At 65.9% G+C, this 14,677-nt stretch carries 16 protein-coding genes and 1 tRNA gene; 10 read left to right on the plus strand and 7 right to left on the minus strand.

Annotation, left to right across the window (positions count from 1 at the left end):
* Positions 1-7 precede the first annotated feature (7 nt).
* From rng to B0W80_RS00640, 3 genes are all read left to right on the plus strand, one after another.
* The gene (gene rng, locus B0W80_RS00630) at positions 8-1,528 is read left to right on the plus strand and encodes a ribonuclease G (RefSeq protein WP_076997158.1); all 1,521 of its coding nucleotides are present in this window, start codon (positions 8-10) and stop codon (positions 1,526-1,528) included.
* 73 nt (positions 1,529-1,601) lie between these two features.
* Positions 1,602-1,877 (plus strand): hypothetical protein, encoded by a 276-nt coding sequence (locus B0W80_RS00635; RefSeq protein ID WP_076997159.1) that lies wholly within the window; start codon positions 1,602-1,604, stop codon positions 1,875-1,877.
* 130 nt (positions 1,878-2,007) lie between these two features.
* The gene (locus B0W80_RS00640; RefSeq protein ID WP_256856429.1) at positions 2,008-2,292 is read left to right on the plus strand and encodes a hypothetical protein; all 285 of its coding nucleotides are present in this window, start codon (positions 2,008-2,010) and stop codon (positions 2,290-2,292) included.
* A gap of 40 nt (positions 2,293-2,332) precedes the next feature.
* On the opposite strand, the gene msbA is transcribed toward B0W80_RS00640, so the two are convergent.
* The gene (gene msbA / locus B0W80_RS00645) at positions 2,333-4,117 is read right to left on the minus strand and encodes a lipid A export permease/ATP-binding protein MsbA (RefSeq protein ID WP_076997161.1); all 1,785 of its coding nucleotides are present in this window, start codon (positions 4,115-4,117) and stop codon (positions 2,333-2,335) included.
* Between the two features lie 144 nt (positions 4,118-4,261).
* Here msbA and tolB point away from each other — a divergent pair, with 144 nt between their 5' ends.
* From tolB to B0W80_RS00670, 5 genes are all read left to right on the plus strand, one after another.
* Positions 4,262-5,578, plus strand: coding sequence for a Tol-Pal system beta propeller repeat protein TolB (gene tolB, locus B0W80_RS00650; protein WP_256856430.1), 1,317 nt, complete (start codon positions 4,262-4,264; stop codon positions 5,576-5,578).
* 23 nt (positions 5,579-5,601) lie between these two features.
* Positions 5,602-6,120: a peptidoglycan-associated lipoprotein Pal gene (pal, locus tag B0W80_RS00655; RefSeq protein WP_076997162.1), complete on the plus strand. Its 519-nt coding sequence runs from the start codon at positions 5,602-5,604 to the stop codon at positions 6,118-6,120.
* Entirely contained in the window at positions 6,117-6,872 is a 756-nt protein-coding gene (gene ybgF, locus B0W80_RS00660; protein ID WP_076997163.1) for a tol-pal system protein YbgF, read from the plus strand. Before pal ends, ybgF begins: the two co-directional genes overlap by 4 nt.
* A gap of 16 nt (positions 6,873-6,888) precedes the next feature.
* Complete coding sequence (locus B0W80_RS00665; RefSeq protein ID WP_076997164.1) at positions 6,889-7,707, plus strand: ThiF family adenylyltransferase; 819 nt, start codon at positions 6,889-6,891, stop codon at positions 7,705-7,707.
* A 43-nt stretch (positions 7,708-7,750) separates the two neighbouring features.
* Positions 7,751-7,826: transfer RNA gene (locus B0W80_RS00670), tRNA-Lys, on the plus strand.
* Positions 7,827-7,918: 92 nt separating this feature from the next.
* On the opposite strand, the gene B0W80_RS00675 is transcribed toward B0W80_RS00670, so the two are convergent.
* Complete coding sequence (locus B0W80_RS00675) at positions 7,919-8,446, minus strand: dual specificity protein phosphatase family protein (protein WP_076997165.1); 528 nt, start codon at positions 8,444-8,446, stop codon at positions 7,919-7,921.
* Positions 8,447-8,800: 354 nt separating this feature from the next.
* On the opposite strand from B0W80_RS00675, the gene B0W80_RS00680 reads away from it, so the two are divergent.
* Entirely contained in the window at positions 8,801-9,046 is a 246-nt protein-coding gene (locus B0W80_RS00680) for a hypothetical protein (protein ID WP_076997166.1), read from the plus strand.
* A gap of 38 nt (positions 9,047-9,084) precedes the next feature.
* Positions 9,085-9,672: a GAF domain-containing protein gene (locus tag B0W80_RS00685; protein WP_076997167.1), complete on the plus strand. Its 588-nt coding sequence runs from the start codon at positions 9,085-9,087 to the stop codon at positions 9,670-9,672.
* Positions 9,673-9,692: 20 nt separating this feature from the next.
* Here B0W80_RS00685 and B0W80_RS35310 read toward each other — a convergent pair whose 3' ends face one another.
* The 5 genes from B0W80_RS35310 to dapE form a co-directional block, all read right to left on the minus strand.
* Entirely contained in the window at positions 9,693-9,860 is a 168-nt protein-coding gene (locus B0W80_RS35310) for a hypothetical protein (RefSeq protein WP_179106797.1), read from the minus strand.
* 208 nt (positions 9,861-10,068) lie between these two features.
* Complete coding sequence (locus tag B0W80_RS00690) at positions 10,069-10,638, minus strand: hypothetical protein (protein WP_256856431.1); 570 nt, start codon at positions 10,636-10,638, stop codon at positions 10,069-10,071.
* Positions 10,639-10,664: 26 nt separating this feature from the next.
* Positions 10,665-12,626, minus strand: a complete 1,962-nt coding sequence (locus B0W80_RS00695; protein ID WP_076997168.1) for an ABC-F family ATP-binding cassette domain-containing protein — start codon at positions 12,624-12,626, stop codon at positions 10,665-10,667.
* Positions 12,623-13,489 (minus strand): 50S ribosomal protein L3 N(5)-glutamine methyltransferase, encoded by an 867-nt coding sequence (prmB, locus tag B0W80_RS00700; RefSeq protein WP_076997169.1) that lies wholly within the window; start codon positions 13,487-13,489, stop codon positions 12,623-12,625. The genes B0W80_RS00695 and prmB overlap by 4 nt, the downstream gene beginning before the upstream one ends.
* A complete protein-coding gene (gene dapE, locus B0W80_RS00705; protein ID WP_076997170.1) occupies positions 13,486-14,667 on the minus strand; it encodes a succinyl-diaminopimelate desuccinylase in 1,182 nt (393 codons plus the stop codon). Before dapE ends, prmB begins: the two co-directional genes overlap by 4 nt.
* Positions 14,668-14,677 lie beyond the last annotated feature (10 nt).

The raw sequence follows: 14,677 nt of genomic DNA on the forward strand, positions 1-14,677 counted from the left end.
ATACAACATGCAAGACATCCTGATCAACTGGTCTCCGCAAGAGACCCGCGTCGCGCTGGTGGAGCACGGCGCCGTGCAGGAGCTCCACGTGGAGCGCACGCTCGAGCGCGGGCTGGTCGGCAACATCTACCTGGGCAAGGTCTCGCGCGTGCTGCCGGGCATGCAGTCGGCCTTCATCGACATCGGGCTGGACCGCACCGCGTTCCTCCACGTCGCGGACATCGTGGCCCCGTTCACGCCGGGCTCCAGGCCGAGCACCGTGGTCGAACGCGATGGCCGTGGCGGGTCGGTCGTGCCGATCGAGAAGCAGGTCTTCGAGGGGCAGTCGCTTCTGGTGCAGGTCATCAAGGACCCGATCGGCACCAAGGGCGCGCGGCTGTCGACCCAGATCAGCATCGCAGGCCGGCTGCTGGTGTTCCTGCCGCAGGACAACCATGTGGGCGTGTCGCAGAAGATCCCGTCCGACCTGCGCGATGCGCTGCGTGCGCGCATGCAGGCGCTGATCGAGGCCGCCGCCGCGGCCGGCAGCGGCGGCGTGGTGCCCGAGGCCACGGGCGGCTTCATCCTGCGCACCAACGGCGAGGATTCGAGCGACGCCGAGCTGGCCGAGGACATCGCCTATCTGCGCAAGACCTGGTCACGCATCCGCGAGTTGTCGACCCGCATGGCGCCGCTCTCGCTGCTCCACCAGGACCTGAACCTGCTGCAGCGCGTGCTGCGCGACCTGACGACCGAAGACACCCAGACCATCCGCCTCGACTCGCGCGAGCAGTTCGATGCGCTGCTCAAGTTCGGCCTGGAGTTCATGCCGAAGGCGGCCGGCAAACTGCAGCTCTACAAGGGCGAGCGGCCCATCTTCGACCTGTATTCGATCGACGAGGAGATCGCCAAGGCCCTGGGGCGGCGCGTCGACCTCAAGTCGGGCGGCTACCTCGTGGTGGACCAGACCGAGGCGCTCACCACCATCGACGTGAACACCGGAGGCTACGTCGGTGCTCGCAACTTCGACGACACCATCTTCAAGACCAACCTGGAGGCGGCGCAGGCCATTGCACGGCAGCTGCGGCTGCGCAACCTGGGCGGGATCATCATCGTGGACTTCATCGACATGGTGCGCGACGACCACCGCGAGCAGGTGCTGGCCGAGTTTCGCAAGCAGCTCGCGCGCGACAGGGTCAAGACCACGGCCGGCGGCTTCTCGCAACTGGGACTGGTGGAGATGACGCGCAAGCGCACGCGCGAATCGCTGGCCCACATGCTGTGCGAGCCCTGCCTGGCCTGCAGCGGGCAGGGCATCGTCAAGACCGCGCGCAGCGTGGCCTACGACGTTCTGCGCGAGATCCTCCGCGAGGCCCGCCAGTTCACGCCGCGCGAGTTCCGCATCGTGTCGTCACCCCAGGTGATCGAGCTGTTCCTCGACGAGGAGAGCCAGCACCTGGCCGGGCTCAGCGACTTCATCGGCAAGCCGATCTCGCTGCAGGCCGAGCCGGCGATGGGGCAGGGGCAGTACGACATCGTGTTGCTCTGAGGTTCCGGCGGATGGCTGGGCGCCATCGACACGACTCCATCGTATATATTGGATATATATAGAAGGAGCCTGCATGTCTGCCCCACCATCTGGCCTGCTGTTGAAGTTTCGTAGTCGAAACACGCAGTTCGGGGTCACCCGTGAAACCGTGAAGGCCATGGCCGAGCGCTTCGACCTCTCCGAGACCGAAGTCGTGCACATGGCGCTTTCACGGTTGGCCAAAGAAGAGCTGCCGGCCTATGAACCCGATGAGGGGCCGCTTTCGGCGCAACAGCTCAAAGCCCTGCGCAAGATCGCCGACGCTGCCTTGCCCAAGGGCAAGATCACGTCGAAGCAGTCTTTGTTCTGACGTGGCAGCGTGGCTACCCCCGACGCCAGGGGATATCGTCTGGTGTCGGTTCCCTGAGATTCCGCTGCGAAGCCCCGGGCCCAAGCCCCGACCTGCGCTCGTGTGCGAGGTCATCGAACGAGAGGACGGCTTGGCCGTGACCGTGGCCTACGGTACGTCACAGACAGTGCAGCGACTTCAGACGGGCGAGTTCGCGATCACGAAGCAGGCGAATCCTGCCGCATACAGCGCTGCGGGCCTGTCCTTCGACACGAAGTTCAACCTGGAACAGCAGATCGAACTGCCTTGGACCGAGGATTTCTTCGCCGTGCCTGCTCAAGCGCCGTACGGGCAGCAACCGAAGTTGGGCGGCTTGCATGCATCGATGATGCGCGCGTTGCAAGCTGCTTACCGAGCGGTGCGCAACGTCGGTTGACGTCGGCGGCCGATTCTTGGCAGCCCACGGGGCCACGGACTCAGAGACTGGGTTCGCCGCCTTCCGGCGCCACGCGCACTGCATGTGCCTGCAGCCGCGCGTAAAGGCCATCGAGTGCCATCAGTTGCGCGTGGCTGCCTTGCTCCGCGACGCGGCCATGGTCCATCACGACGATGCGGTCGGCGTGCTGGATGGTCGACAGCCGGTGCGCGACGATCAGGGTGGTGCGGCCCTGCATGAGCCGCTGCAGGGCTTCCTGCACCAGGCGCTCCGATTCGGTATCGAGCGCGGAGGTGGCCTCGTCGAGCAGCAGCACCGGCGCGTTCTTGTAGAGCGCACGCGCGATGGCCAGGCGTTGGCGCTGGCCGCCGGACAGCTGGGTCGCGTTGTGGCCGAGCACCGTGTCGATGCCCTGCGGCAGGCCTTCGACGTGCATCGCGAGGTTGGCGGCCTGCACGCAGGCGGCGACACGCTCGCGATCGATTTCGGCGCCCAGCGCCACGTTGGCCGCGAGCGTGTCGTTGAGCATCACCACGTCCTGGCTCACCATCGCGAACTGCGAGCGCAGGTTGCCGAGCTGCCAGCGGCCGACGTCGTGGCCGTCGAGCAGAATCTCGCCCGCGCTGGGCAGCACGAAGCGGGGCAGCAGGTTGACGAGCGTCGTCTTGCCCGAGCCCGAGGGGCCGACGAAAGCGACGTTCTCTCCAGGCTCGATGGCAAGGCTCACACCGTCGAGCGCGCGTGCCTCGTCGGCGCCGCGGTAGTTCACGCTGACCGAGCGCAGTTCGATGCGGCCCGCCACGCGCGTGGATCGATGAGTGCCTTGCGTTTCCGGCGCGACCTCGTCGATCAGCGCCAGTCCACGTTCGAGTGCGGCGAGGCCCCGCGTGATGGGGCTCGTCATGTCGGCCAAGCGCCGGATGGGCGCGATCAGCATCAGCATGGCGGTGATGTAGGCGACGAAGCCACCGACCGTGAAGCCCTGCTTGCCGCTTTGCCACAGCGCGATCATCACGACGGCCGAGAGGCCGACCGCAGCGACGATCTGCGTCAGCGGCGTGGTCGCAGCCGATGCGATGGTCGACTTCACCGCCAATCGGTTGAGATCGTGGCTCAGGCGCTCGAAGCGTTGCACCTGCGCGGCTTCGGCGTTGTGCAGCCGCACCATGCGATGCGCCAGCACGTTCTCTTCGACCACGTAGGCCAGCTCATCTGTGGCCTTCTGGCCGAGCTGCGTGAGTCGATACAGCCGCTTCGAAAAAGCCTTGATGATCCACGCCACACCGGGCACCAGCACGCCGACGATGAGCGTCAGTTTCCAGTTGAGGTAAACCAGGTACAGCAGCAGCGCGATCAGCGTGAAGCCGTCGCGAGAGAGGCCGAGCAGCGCCTGCACCAGCAGCATGGCGCCGGTCTGCACTTCGTACACCACCGTGTTCGATAGCGAACTGGCCGACTGTCGCGAGAACAGTGCAAGCTCGGCCGCGAGCAGGCGTTCGAAGAGCACGCGCCGAAGCCGCTGCATGCCTTCGTTGGCGATGCGAGCGAGCGCGTATTGCGAGACGAACTGCGCCACGCCGCGAACCGCGAACAGCAGGATCACCGCGGCGGGAATGGCCCACAGTGGCAGTTCTCCGCGGTTGAAGCCGCGATCGAGCAAGGGCTTGAGCATCGCGGCCATCAAGGGCTCGGTCACCGCCGCGATCAGGGCACCGCTGAGGCCCAATGCCCACCAGCGCCGTGCGCCTCCGAACCAGGTCATGAGCCGAGCGAGTCGGCGCGTCAAAGGGGGGCGCGCCGGCTCGGCGGCAGGGGAAGGCTGCATGGCGGCGCATTCTAAGGTTCGCGCCTCTTGTAGGACCGCGCCGGTACATACACGTTTTGTGACGGGTGCCTCATCGCAGTGTGTACCATGTGGCCTCTTTCGTCCGGGCATGAAACTAAATTCTCGGATTGCTCTCCGAACCGCATGAAAAAGCCGTTGCAAGAACTTTCCCCGACCCCTTCTTCATCGTTCTTCACCCGCCGCTCCGTTATCGCGGCCCTGGCTGCCTCCCCCCTCGCTCCTGCCTTCGCCCAATTCCGGGTGGAAGTTTCGGGCGTCGGCTTGACGCAGTTGCCGATCGCGCTCGTCCCCTTCAAGGGCGAAGATGCGTCGCCGCAGAAGATCTCGGCCATCGTGCAGTCCGACCTCGAACGCAGCGGGCAGTTTCGCGGCGTCGATGCAAGCGGGCAGGCGCTCGATGAAGCATCGCGGCCCGATCTGAGCCTATGGCGCCAGCGCACGGCCGATTCGCTCGTGGCCGGCAGTGTCACGCGTTTGGCGGATGGCCGCTTCGACGTCAAGTTTCGTCTGTGGGACGTGGTGCGAGGGCAAGACCTCGGCGGCCAGAGCTACACCGTGCCGCAAGGCGACCTGCGCCTCGCGGCGCATCGCATCGCCGACTACGTGTACGAGAAACTGACCGGCGAGAAGGGCATCTTCTCGACCCGCATCGCCTATGTGACGAAGGGCGGCAGCCGCTACAACCTGTGGGTGGCCGATGCCGATGGCGAGAACGCGCAGGCCGCGCTCGCAAGCCCCGAGCCGATCATTTCTCCGGTGTGGTCCGCGAATGGCTCACAGCTGGCTTACGTGTCCTTCGAGTCGCGCAAGCCCGTGGTGTACGTGCATTCGGTGTCGAGTGGCCAACGCCGGTTGGTGGCCAACTTCAAGGGGTCCAACAGCGCGCCTGCCTGGTCGCCCGATGGCAACACGCTGGCTGTCACGCTGAGCCGCGATGGCGGATCTCAGCTCTACACCATTCCCGCCGGCGGTGGTGAGCCGCGGCGCTTGACGCAGAGCAACGGCATCGACACCGAGCCCGTGTATTCCGCGGACGGCGGCACCATCTTTTTCGTGAGCGACCGCGGTGGTGCGCCGCAGATCTACAAGATGGGCGCCAGTGGCGGCAACCCGACGCGCGTGACCTTCAGCGGCACCTACAACATTTCTCCTTCCATCAGCGCCGATGGCCGGTGGTTGGCCTACATCTCGAGGGTGGGCGGAGCCTTCAAACTCCACGTGATGGAATTGGCAAGCGGCAACGTGACGGCACTGACGGACACGACGGCCGACGAGAACCCCAGTTTCGCGCCCAACAGCAAGCTGATCCTCTATGCCACTCGCCTGGGAGGGCGCGAGGCGCTGATGACCACCACGCTGGACGGAAAAATAAAAGCACGACTTGCCGGGCAGGCAGGAGACATCCGTGAACCGGACTGGGGTCCGTTTCAAAAGCAATGAATGATCAACCTGAGGAGTTCGAAATGTTAAGACGTACGATTTATTCGCTGGCCATCGTGGCGCTCATCGCCGGGTGCTCGTCGGGCACCAAGCTCAACGATGCGCCGGTGGTGGATCGCTCTGGTGGAGCGGGCTCGGGCAGTGGTGCCGCGAGCGGCGTGGCACCGGTCACCATCGACCCGAATGCGCAGACGGCGCAGGGCCCGGTAGGTGTGGCGCGCATCGTCTATTTCGACTTCGACAGCTACACCATCAAGCCCGAGTTCCAGTCGTTGATCGACGGCCACTCGCGCTTCCTGAAGGCCAACACGCAGCGCCGCATCTCGATCGAAGGCCACACCGACGAGCGCGGCGGCCGTGAGTACAACCTGGCGCTCGGCCAGAAGCGTTCCGAAGCCGTGCGCCGTGCGCTCGTGTTGCTCGGCGTGTCGGACAACCAGATCGAGGCCGTGAGCTTCGGCAAGGAAAAGCCGGCCGCCCAAGGCACCGGTGAAGACGCATGGGCGCAAAATCGCCGCGCCGAGATCACCTACCGTCGATGATGCGATTCGTTTCCCCGTTGCGCGGTGCGGCGCTTGCCGCTGCGTTGCTGTGCGCCTCTCTGGGCGCACAGGCTGCGTTGTTCGAGGACGACGAAGCGCGGCGCGCCATCCTCGACCTGCGCCAGCGGGTCGAGACGATGCGCCAGCAGGCCGAGCAGAGGCAGAACGACGAGAACGCACAGCTGCGGCGCAGCCTGCTCGAGCTGCAGACACAGATCGAGCAGATGCGCGGCGAACTGCAACGCATGACGGGCCAGAACGAGCAGCTCACGCGCTCGGTCACCGAGATGCAGCAGCGTCAGGGCGACATCGACAACCGGCTGAAGCAGAGCGAGCCTTCGAAGGTCTCGGTCGACGGCCGCGAATTCAATGCCGACCCGCGTGAGAAGGCCGACTTCGAAGCGGCCCTGGGCGTGTTCCGTGGTGGGCAGTTCGCGCAGGCGCAAACCGCGTTCGCCGAATTCGTCAAGCGTTACCCGCAGAGCGGCTACAACGCCTCGGCATTGTTCTGGCTGGGCAATGCGCAGTACGCCACGCGCAACTACAACGAGGCCATCGCAAACTTCCGGTCGATGCTGTCGCTGGCGCCCGACCATGCGAAGGCACCCGAGGCCGTGCTGTCGATCGCCAATTGCCAGATCGAACTCAAGGACAACCGTGCGGCGCGCCGCACGCTGGAAGACCTGGTAAAGGCCTATCCGCAGTCCGAGGCCGCTCAGGCAGGCCGCGAGCGCCTGTCGCGACTGCGCTGACGCGGAGTCCGCGTACTTGAGCGCCCCCATCGAATCCGCTTCCGCCGGGTTCGGCGACGCCGACCTTGCCCGCCGTTTCAGCGGGCTGGAGCGGCTCTTTGGCGTGCCGGGCGCCGCACGCATCCGTGCCGCGCACGTGGTCGTCGCAGGTATCGGCGGCGTCGGCTCCTGGACTGTCGAAGCCCTCGCGCGCAGTGGCGTGGGCCGGCTCACGCTGATCGACCTGGACCACATCGCCGAGTCCAACATCAACCGCCAGATCCATGCGCTCGACACCACGGTCGGCCAGGCCAAGGTCGAGGCCATGCGCGAACGCATCGCGCACATCAACCCGGGCTGCGAAGTCCTGGCGATCGATGACTTCGTCGAGCCGGACAACTGGCAGTCGCTCGTGGCCGATGCCATTGCGGCGAATGGGCCCGTGTCCGGCATCGTCGACGCATGCGACCAGGTGCGGGCCAAGGTCGCGATGGCGGCGTGGGCGCGCGCGAGCGGCGTCGAGTTCGTCAGCGTCGGCGCGGCCGGCGGCAAGCGAATGGCGCACAAGGTGGACATCGACGATCTGGCCGCCGTCACGCACGACCCATTGCTTGCGCAATTGAGACAGCGCCTGCGCAAGGAGCACGGCGCGCCGCGCGAAGGCCGCAAGATGGGCGTGCACTGCGTCTTCAGTCGCGAGAGCGTGGCACCGCCCGATGCCTCTTGCGCCATCGAAGACGCCGACGGCTCGTTGAACTGCCACGGCTACGGCTCGGTGGTCAGCGTGACCGCGACCTTCGGTCAATGCGCAGCGGGATGGATCTTGGACCAGATCGCCCGCAGCGGGACGCTATAATTTCGGGCTTTGCCGGCTCAGGCTGGCGAAGCAAAAAAATCGGGGGACGTTAGCTCAGTTGGTAGAGCAGCGGACTTTTAATCCGTTGGTCACAAGTTCGAATCTTGTACGTCCTACCACCCCGACCCCAAGCGCTGAGCAACCCGTCATCGGTCATCGATGACGGGTTTACTTTTGAGCACATGGCAATCGACGCGCGCTCTTGCTTTGTCTACTTCCCGCCGCGCTCATAGGCCAGCGCCTTGAACTGCGAGAAGCTGGGCACGTCCCAGTCGACGTCGCTTGAAAACCGGTAGCTCTCGAGCCAGGCCGACCAGCAGCGAAACTGAGGCGGAGAGGGCGCGACGATGGGCCGTTGCTTCTTCATCAGCGCGAGCGCTTCCAGTGGCGACTGGCCGCGATGCACGAGCAGGCACAAAGCCAGCGTGGCCGAGCGGCCGATGCCGAACTCGCAGTGGATCAGCACGCGTTGGCCTTGGTCGAGGAACTCGTTCGCGAAGCGGATGCCGTGCTCCAGATCGGGTACCTCCACCGGGTGCATGTCCGAGGTGGGCAGGTGCAGCAGGGTGATGCCGTGGCGGTGATACAGCTGGGTGTCGGGCATGGCTTCGCCACGCAGGTCGACGATGGCCTGGACACGGTGTTCGCGTGCGAGCAGTTCGGCGCACTCCGACGGGAAGCTGCCGCCGACGGCGATCAGCTCGGTGATCCAGTTGAGATTGGGTTGCCAGGGGTCCACGGGAAAACTCTAACGGCTTCGGTCAGATGATGGTGTAAAGGCTTGTCCTTCGGCTTGGAAGTCGGCCTGCGCCTCCTCCATTTGGAGGAGGAAAGTACTAAAAAAATCGTGGATTACTACCTTGGTTTAAGTTTCGACATTAAGCACAATAGGTTACATGACGACGAACCAAGCCCAATCCGTGTCCCACGAATGGTGGAAAGATCAATGCGACCCGGCATCGCAACGCGCATTTCTGGCGTCCTTTCGCGACGCACAGCGCGCTGAGCGCGCCATGGCCTGGAGGCGCAATGTCATGCTCGGCGTGCTGGTCGTGGCCGTGCCCGTCCTCGTTCGGCTGATCAGCACCTTGTAATGGCCTTCCAGGAGGACGACCTTCGCTTCGCTCGCCTGAGCAGCGACGACCTGGAGCAGGTTGCGCAGGCGTTGCGGGACCACGCGCTTCGGGGCGATCCCGCTGCTGCGCTGGTGGCGATGGCCATCGAGTCCGTCGCCCGGCAGCGTCGGGCCGCCGCGATCGTCCGCGAACGCGTCGTGGCCGCTCGCAGTGCCTGGTCGCCCTTGCGCCGCGCTGCAGAGTGGGCCGTGTCGCGGCGCTAGCTCTGCAATGGGCCCGGAGCTGCTTAGAATCTTCGCGCATGTCCCTTCACGATTCCGACTACGCCCCTGACGCTTTCGACGTCAAGATTTCCGAGCTGCTGGTCGCTACCAGCGATGGCTCGGACGAACTGATCGACAACTCCGTGGGGGAGGTTCTGCGCCTCCTGCGCGAGCACCTCAAGATGGACGTGGCCTTCGTCTCGGAGTTCTCCGATGGACGACGCGTGTTCAAGCGCGTGGACACCCGGCCCGAAGCCAGGGTGATCGAAGCGGGCCAGTCGTCGTCGCTGGAGGAGTCCTACTGTCAGCGCGTGGTCGATGGGCGGCTGCCGCAACTGATCCACGATGTCGGTATGTTGCCGGAGGCGCGAAGCCTGCCGCGTGCGCCGTTTCCGATCGGGGCCCACATGAGCACGCCCGTGGTGTTGGCCGATGGCCGTGTGTACGGCACGATCTGCTGTTTCAGCTTTGCGCCCAACAACGACCTGACGCAGAAAGACCTGAAGAAGCTGGAGATGTCGGCGCAGCTGACCGCCAAGAAGATCAACGAGCGCCAAGCGCAGGCGGCCGCTGAAGCGACTGCCAATTGGTCGCTCGCGCCGCAGGAGCCCCTGCGCCGTCGTTGACTTCGACTTCGGGAAGCGCTTCAGCTTTCGGGCTGGACGCCCGCAATGGCCGAGACGAGGCCGACAGCGCTGGCTCGCAGCAGTTCTTGCCGCAGCGCCGCTTCGAGATGGCGCCGCGCGATGTCGGGCCGCTCGTGGTCGTATTCCTCGTCCAGCTCGCAGTGCAGGTAGTAGTCGACTCGTGTCATGAGCCTTTCCACTGACGCTGCGAGATCTGTCTCATTCATCGTTGAACTCCTCGCCTCGATCCTGATGTGATCCTGACTCCTGGGCCGCCCTTGGCAGGGCTGTCATGGTTATGCCGCCATTATGTCCATCTCGACAATGGCAAATTTTCCTGCGAGGTGGTAGGCCAATCGCCTGTGGGGACAAACGCACGAAAAGAAACATCAAGTTTCAACGCCAACGCAGGCCCGGCCAGCCTAAACGCCTTCGAGGCGTTTCGCGGGGAGCCTCGATCGCTGCCGCGGCGATGCCAGGTGAGGGGAGCAGGTGACGCACCGATTGAGCGACCTGGACGCAGTCGCGAATATGCAGTTCGCCCAAGGCCCGCATTGCGGCGTATCCGATCGCGGCTGAGACCACTTGCCCTGCGACCGGCACGTACTTGGTGGCCTGCTTCACCGTCAGCCGGATGCCGGCATGGCGCGCCAGCTTCAGCAGCAGCTCGCGCGTGACGAGCCGGCCCACCAGCAAGGCACCGGCCGCGGTGGCGGCCTTCTGGATGCGATCACGTTGGTGAGGTGCCAGCCCTTCGAGCTGGGTCACCGACAAGCCGAATTCGGCGCTGATCTTGGGAATGAGTCGGGAAAGCAGGGCGGCATCGGCGGCCCAGTCCACACCTGGGATGGGCACTGCGCTGGCCGCGGCGGCAATCAGCGCCTTGCGCCCGAGCAGACGGCGGCTGCGCTGAATGGCAGCGATCAGCTCGGGATCACCACGGGCGAGTTCGATGGCCGAGGGCATGGTCTGCCGGAGGCTATCACGTCCGTTCAGCCGACGGCCAGCGCCTCGATCTGGTCGGACAGCGCCAGCCAGCGTTCCTCCAGCTGGCCGATCTCGTCGTTCAGCGCCTTGAGGCGCCGGCCGGCCTCGGCGATCTCTGCGGCCGGCAGCGGTGCGTTGAGCCGGGCCTCGAGCGAAGACTTCTCCGCGCCGGCAGCGGCGAGCCGCTCGTCCACCTGCTGCAACTCGCGCTTGAGCGGCTTGGCCTGGCTGCTGCGTTGCTGACGATCGGGCGCGGCCGCTGGCGTTGGCGCCGCCGGCGGTGTGGCGATCTCGGGCTCGCGGGAGGCGAGCCGTGCCTCTTCGCGGACGCGCTTGGCTTCTTCCAGAAGATAACGCTGGTAGTCGTCGAGGTCTCCGTCGAAGTCGCCGACGCGGCCACGGCCGACCAGCCAGAACTCGTCGCAGACCGAGCGCAGCAGTGCACGGTCGTGGCTCACCAGCATCAGCGTGCCCTCGAACTCGTTGAGGGCCACGGCCAGCGCCTCGCGCGTGGCCAGGTCCAGATGGTTGGTCGGCTCGTCGAGCAGCAGCAGGTTGGGCCGCTGCCAGACCATCATCGCAAGCACCAGTCGCGCCTTCTCTCCGCCACTCATGGTGCCGACCGGCTGCTTCACCATGTCGCCGCTGAAATTGAAGCTGCCGAGGAAGCCGCGCAGGTCTTGCTCGCCCGTGCGTTCGCGCGTGCTGGAGCCGAGTTCGCGCGCCATGCGCACCATGTGCTCGAGGGGGGTGTCCTGCGGCCGCAGCACGTCGAGTTCCTGCTGCGCGAAGTACCCGATGTTCAGGCCCTTGCCCTCGGTCACCGCGCCTGCCAGCGCGCCCATCTCGCGGGCGACGGTCTTGACCAGGGTCGACTTGCCCTGGCCGTTCGCGCCGAGGATGCCGATGCGCTGCCCGGCCAGCACCGAGCGATTGACGCCGGTGAGGATGGTCTTGGGCGGCGCGTCGTCCAAGCGATAGCCGAAGCTGGCATCGCCGATGGTGAGCATCGGATTCGGGATGTTGCCCGGCTCCTTGAACTCGAAGCTGAAATCGGCCTCGGCCAGCAGCGGCGCGACCCGTTCCATGCGCTCCAGGGCCTTGACCCGGCTCTGGGCCTGCTTCGCCTTGCTGGCCTTGGCCTTGAAGCGATCGATGAACTTCTGCAGGTGGGCGATCTTGTCCTGCTGCTTCGCGAAGGCGGCCTGCTGAAGCTCGAGTTGCTGCGCGCGCAGGGTCTCGAAGGCGCTGTAGTTGCCGCCATAGCGGGTGAGCTGTTCGTGCACGATGTGCAGCGTGACGTCGGTCACGGCGTCGAGAAACTCGCGGTCGTGGCTGATGACGATCATGGTGCCGGCGTAGCGCTGCAGCCACGATTCGAGCCACACCAGCGCGTCCAGGTCCAAGTGATTGGTCGGTTCGTCGAGCAGGAGCAGGTCGCTCGGGCACATCAGCGCCCGCGCCAGCTGCAGCCGCATGCGCCAGCCGCCGGAGAAGCTGTTGACCGGCTGATCGAGCTCGTGCACCTTGAAGCCCAGCCCCAGGATGAGCGCCTGCGCGCGCGGCAATGCATCGTGCTCGCCGGCGTCGTGCAGATCGGTGTAGGCATGCGCGAGCGCCATGCCGATCTCGGCGTCGTCGGGTTCCGCCTCGTGCTGTGCTTCCGCACGTGCCAGCGCATCGCGCAGTTCCACGAGGCGCGTGTCGCCACCCACCACGAAGTCGGAGGCCGACTCGTCGGTCTCGGGCATGTTCTGCGCGACCTGCGCCAGCCGCCAGGCCTGGGGCACCGAGAAATCGCCGCCGTCTTCATGCAGCGTGCCGTTGAAGAGCGCGAAGAGGGTCGACTTGCCCGCACCGTTGCGGCCCACCAGACCCACCTTTTCGCCGGGATTGATGGTGACGCTCGCGCCGTTCAGCAACACTTTGGCGCTGCGGCGGAGGATGACGTTTCTGAGAGTGATCATGAGAGAAGAGAGTCGCGGGTGACCAGCAAGACCTGGTCGTCGCCCGCGCTGGTGGTGAGCCACACCACCTCGAGTTTCGGGAAGGCTGTTTCGAAGTGCACGCGCTCGTTGCCGATCTCGAGCACCAGCACGGCCTGTTCGCTCATCCGGGTTGGCGCATCGGCAAGCAGGCGGCGAATGAAGTCCATGCCGTCGCTGCCGCCTGCCAGCGCCAGTTCAGGCTCGGCACGGTATTCGGCGGGCAGGGCGGACATGCTCTGCGCATTGACGTAGGGCGGGTTGCACAGAATCAGGTCGTACGGACCGGGCAACGCGGCCAGCCCGTCCGACGTAGCCAATCGAACGCGGTCGTCCAGGCCGTGACGCGTGATGTTGATGGCGGCCACTTCCAACGCATCGGTCGACAGGTCGGCCGCATCGATGCTGATGTCCGGGTACGCCATGGCGGCCAGCACGGCCAGGCTGCCGTTGCCGGTGCACAGGTCCAGCACCTGCCGGGTCGACTCGCTGAGCCACGGGTCGATACCGCCGTCGGCCAGCAACTCGGCAATGAAGCTGCGCGGCACGATGGCGCGCTCGTCCACGTAGAAGGGCACGCCTTGCAGCCAGGCTTCCTTGGTCAGATAGGCCGCAGGCTTGCGGGTCGCGATGCGCGCGGCCATCAAATCGGCGACCCGCGCCGCGTCGGCTGGGGAAACGGGGCGTTCGGCGGCCTCGTCGAGGGCGTCCAGCGGCAGGCCCAGGCGCCACAGCACCAGCCAGGCGGCCTCGTCGAAGGCGTTGGTCGTGCCGTGGCCGAAGGCCACGCCGGCATCGGCCAGCTGCTTTTCGCCGGCCTCGATGAGATCGATCACCGTGGTCATGGCGTTTGCAGTGCTTCGAGCCGAACCAGCGTGCGTTGGTAGATGTTCTTGAGCTGCTCGATCTCGTCGACGGCGATGTGCTCGTCGATCTTGTGGATGCTGGCGTTCACAGGGCCCAGTTCGACGACTTGCTTGCAGATGCGCGCGATGAAGCGGGCGTCGCTGGTGCCACCGCTGGTGGAGAGCTCGGTCTCGATGCCGGCCTCTTCGCGGATGGCCTGCTGCACCGCGGCGACCAGTTCACCCGGCGTGGTCAGGAAGGGCAGGCCGCCGACGGTCCAGGTCAGGGTGTAGTCGACGTCATGCGCATCGAGCACGGCCGTCACCCGAGCCTGCAGCGACTCCGGGGTGGCTTCGGTCGAGAAGCGAAAATTGAAGTCGACGACCGCGCTGCCCGGAATGACGTTGCTGGCGCCGGTGCCCGCGTGAATGTTGCTGATCTGCCAGCTGGTGGGCTGAAAGTACGGATTGGCCGCGGCATCCCACCCGCCGGCCGCATTGATCGCCACCAGTTCGGCCAGCGCAGGCGCGAAGGCATGCACCGGGTTCTTTGCGAGATGCGGGTAGGCAATGTGGCCCTGCACGCCCTTGACCGTCAGCCGGCCGCTCATGGTGCCGCGGCGGCCGTTCTTGATCATGTCGCCGCAGCGTTGCACCGAGGTGGGCTCGCCGACGATGCAATAGTCGAGGCGCTGGCCGCGCGCCGTCAGTGCCTCGCAGACCTTCACGGTGCCGTCGACGGCCGGGCCTTCTTCATCGCTCGTGAGCAGCAGGGCCAGCGCGAGCCGCGGATCGGGCGTGGCGGCCAGAAAGTCTTCGATGGCGACGACGAAAGCGGCCAGCGAGGTCTTCATGTCGCAGGCACCGCGACCGTAGAGCCGGCCCTCGCGGTGGGTGGGCGTGAAGGGCGGGCTCGTCCATTGTTCGAGCGGCCCGGTCGGCACGACGTCGGTATGTCCAGCAAATACCAGTGTGCGGGCTGCATCGCCGCCGGCCGCGCCTGGCCGCAACGCCCACAGGTTGGTCACGCGAAAGTCCGCGGGGCCGCTTTCGATGGTCTCGAGGCGAAAGCCCAGCCGCGCCAACCGCTCGCCGAGGATCTGCTGGCAGCCCGCATCGTCCGGCGTGACGGAAGGGCGGGAGATCAGTTGTTCGGCGAGCAGGAGCGTGCGAGACATGAAGGAAAGG

This window comes from Variovorax sp. KK3 (genome assembly GCF_001984055.1).
Taxonomy (GTDB): Bacteria; Pseudomonadota; Gammaproteobacteria; order Burkholderiales; family Burkholderiaceae_C; genus Variovorax.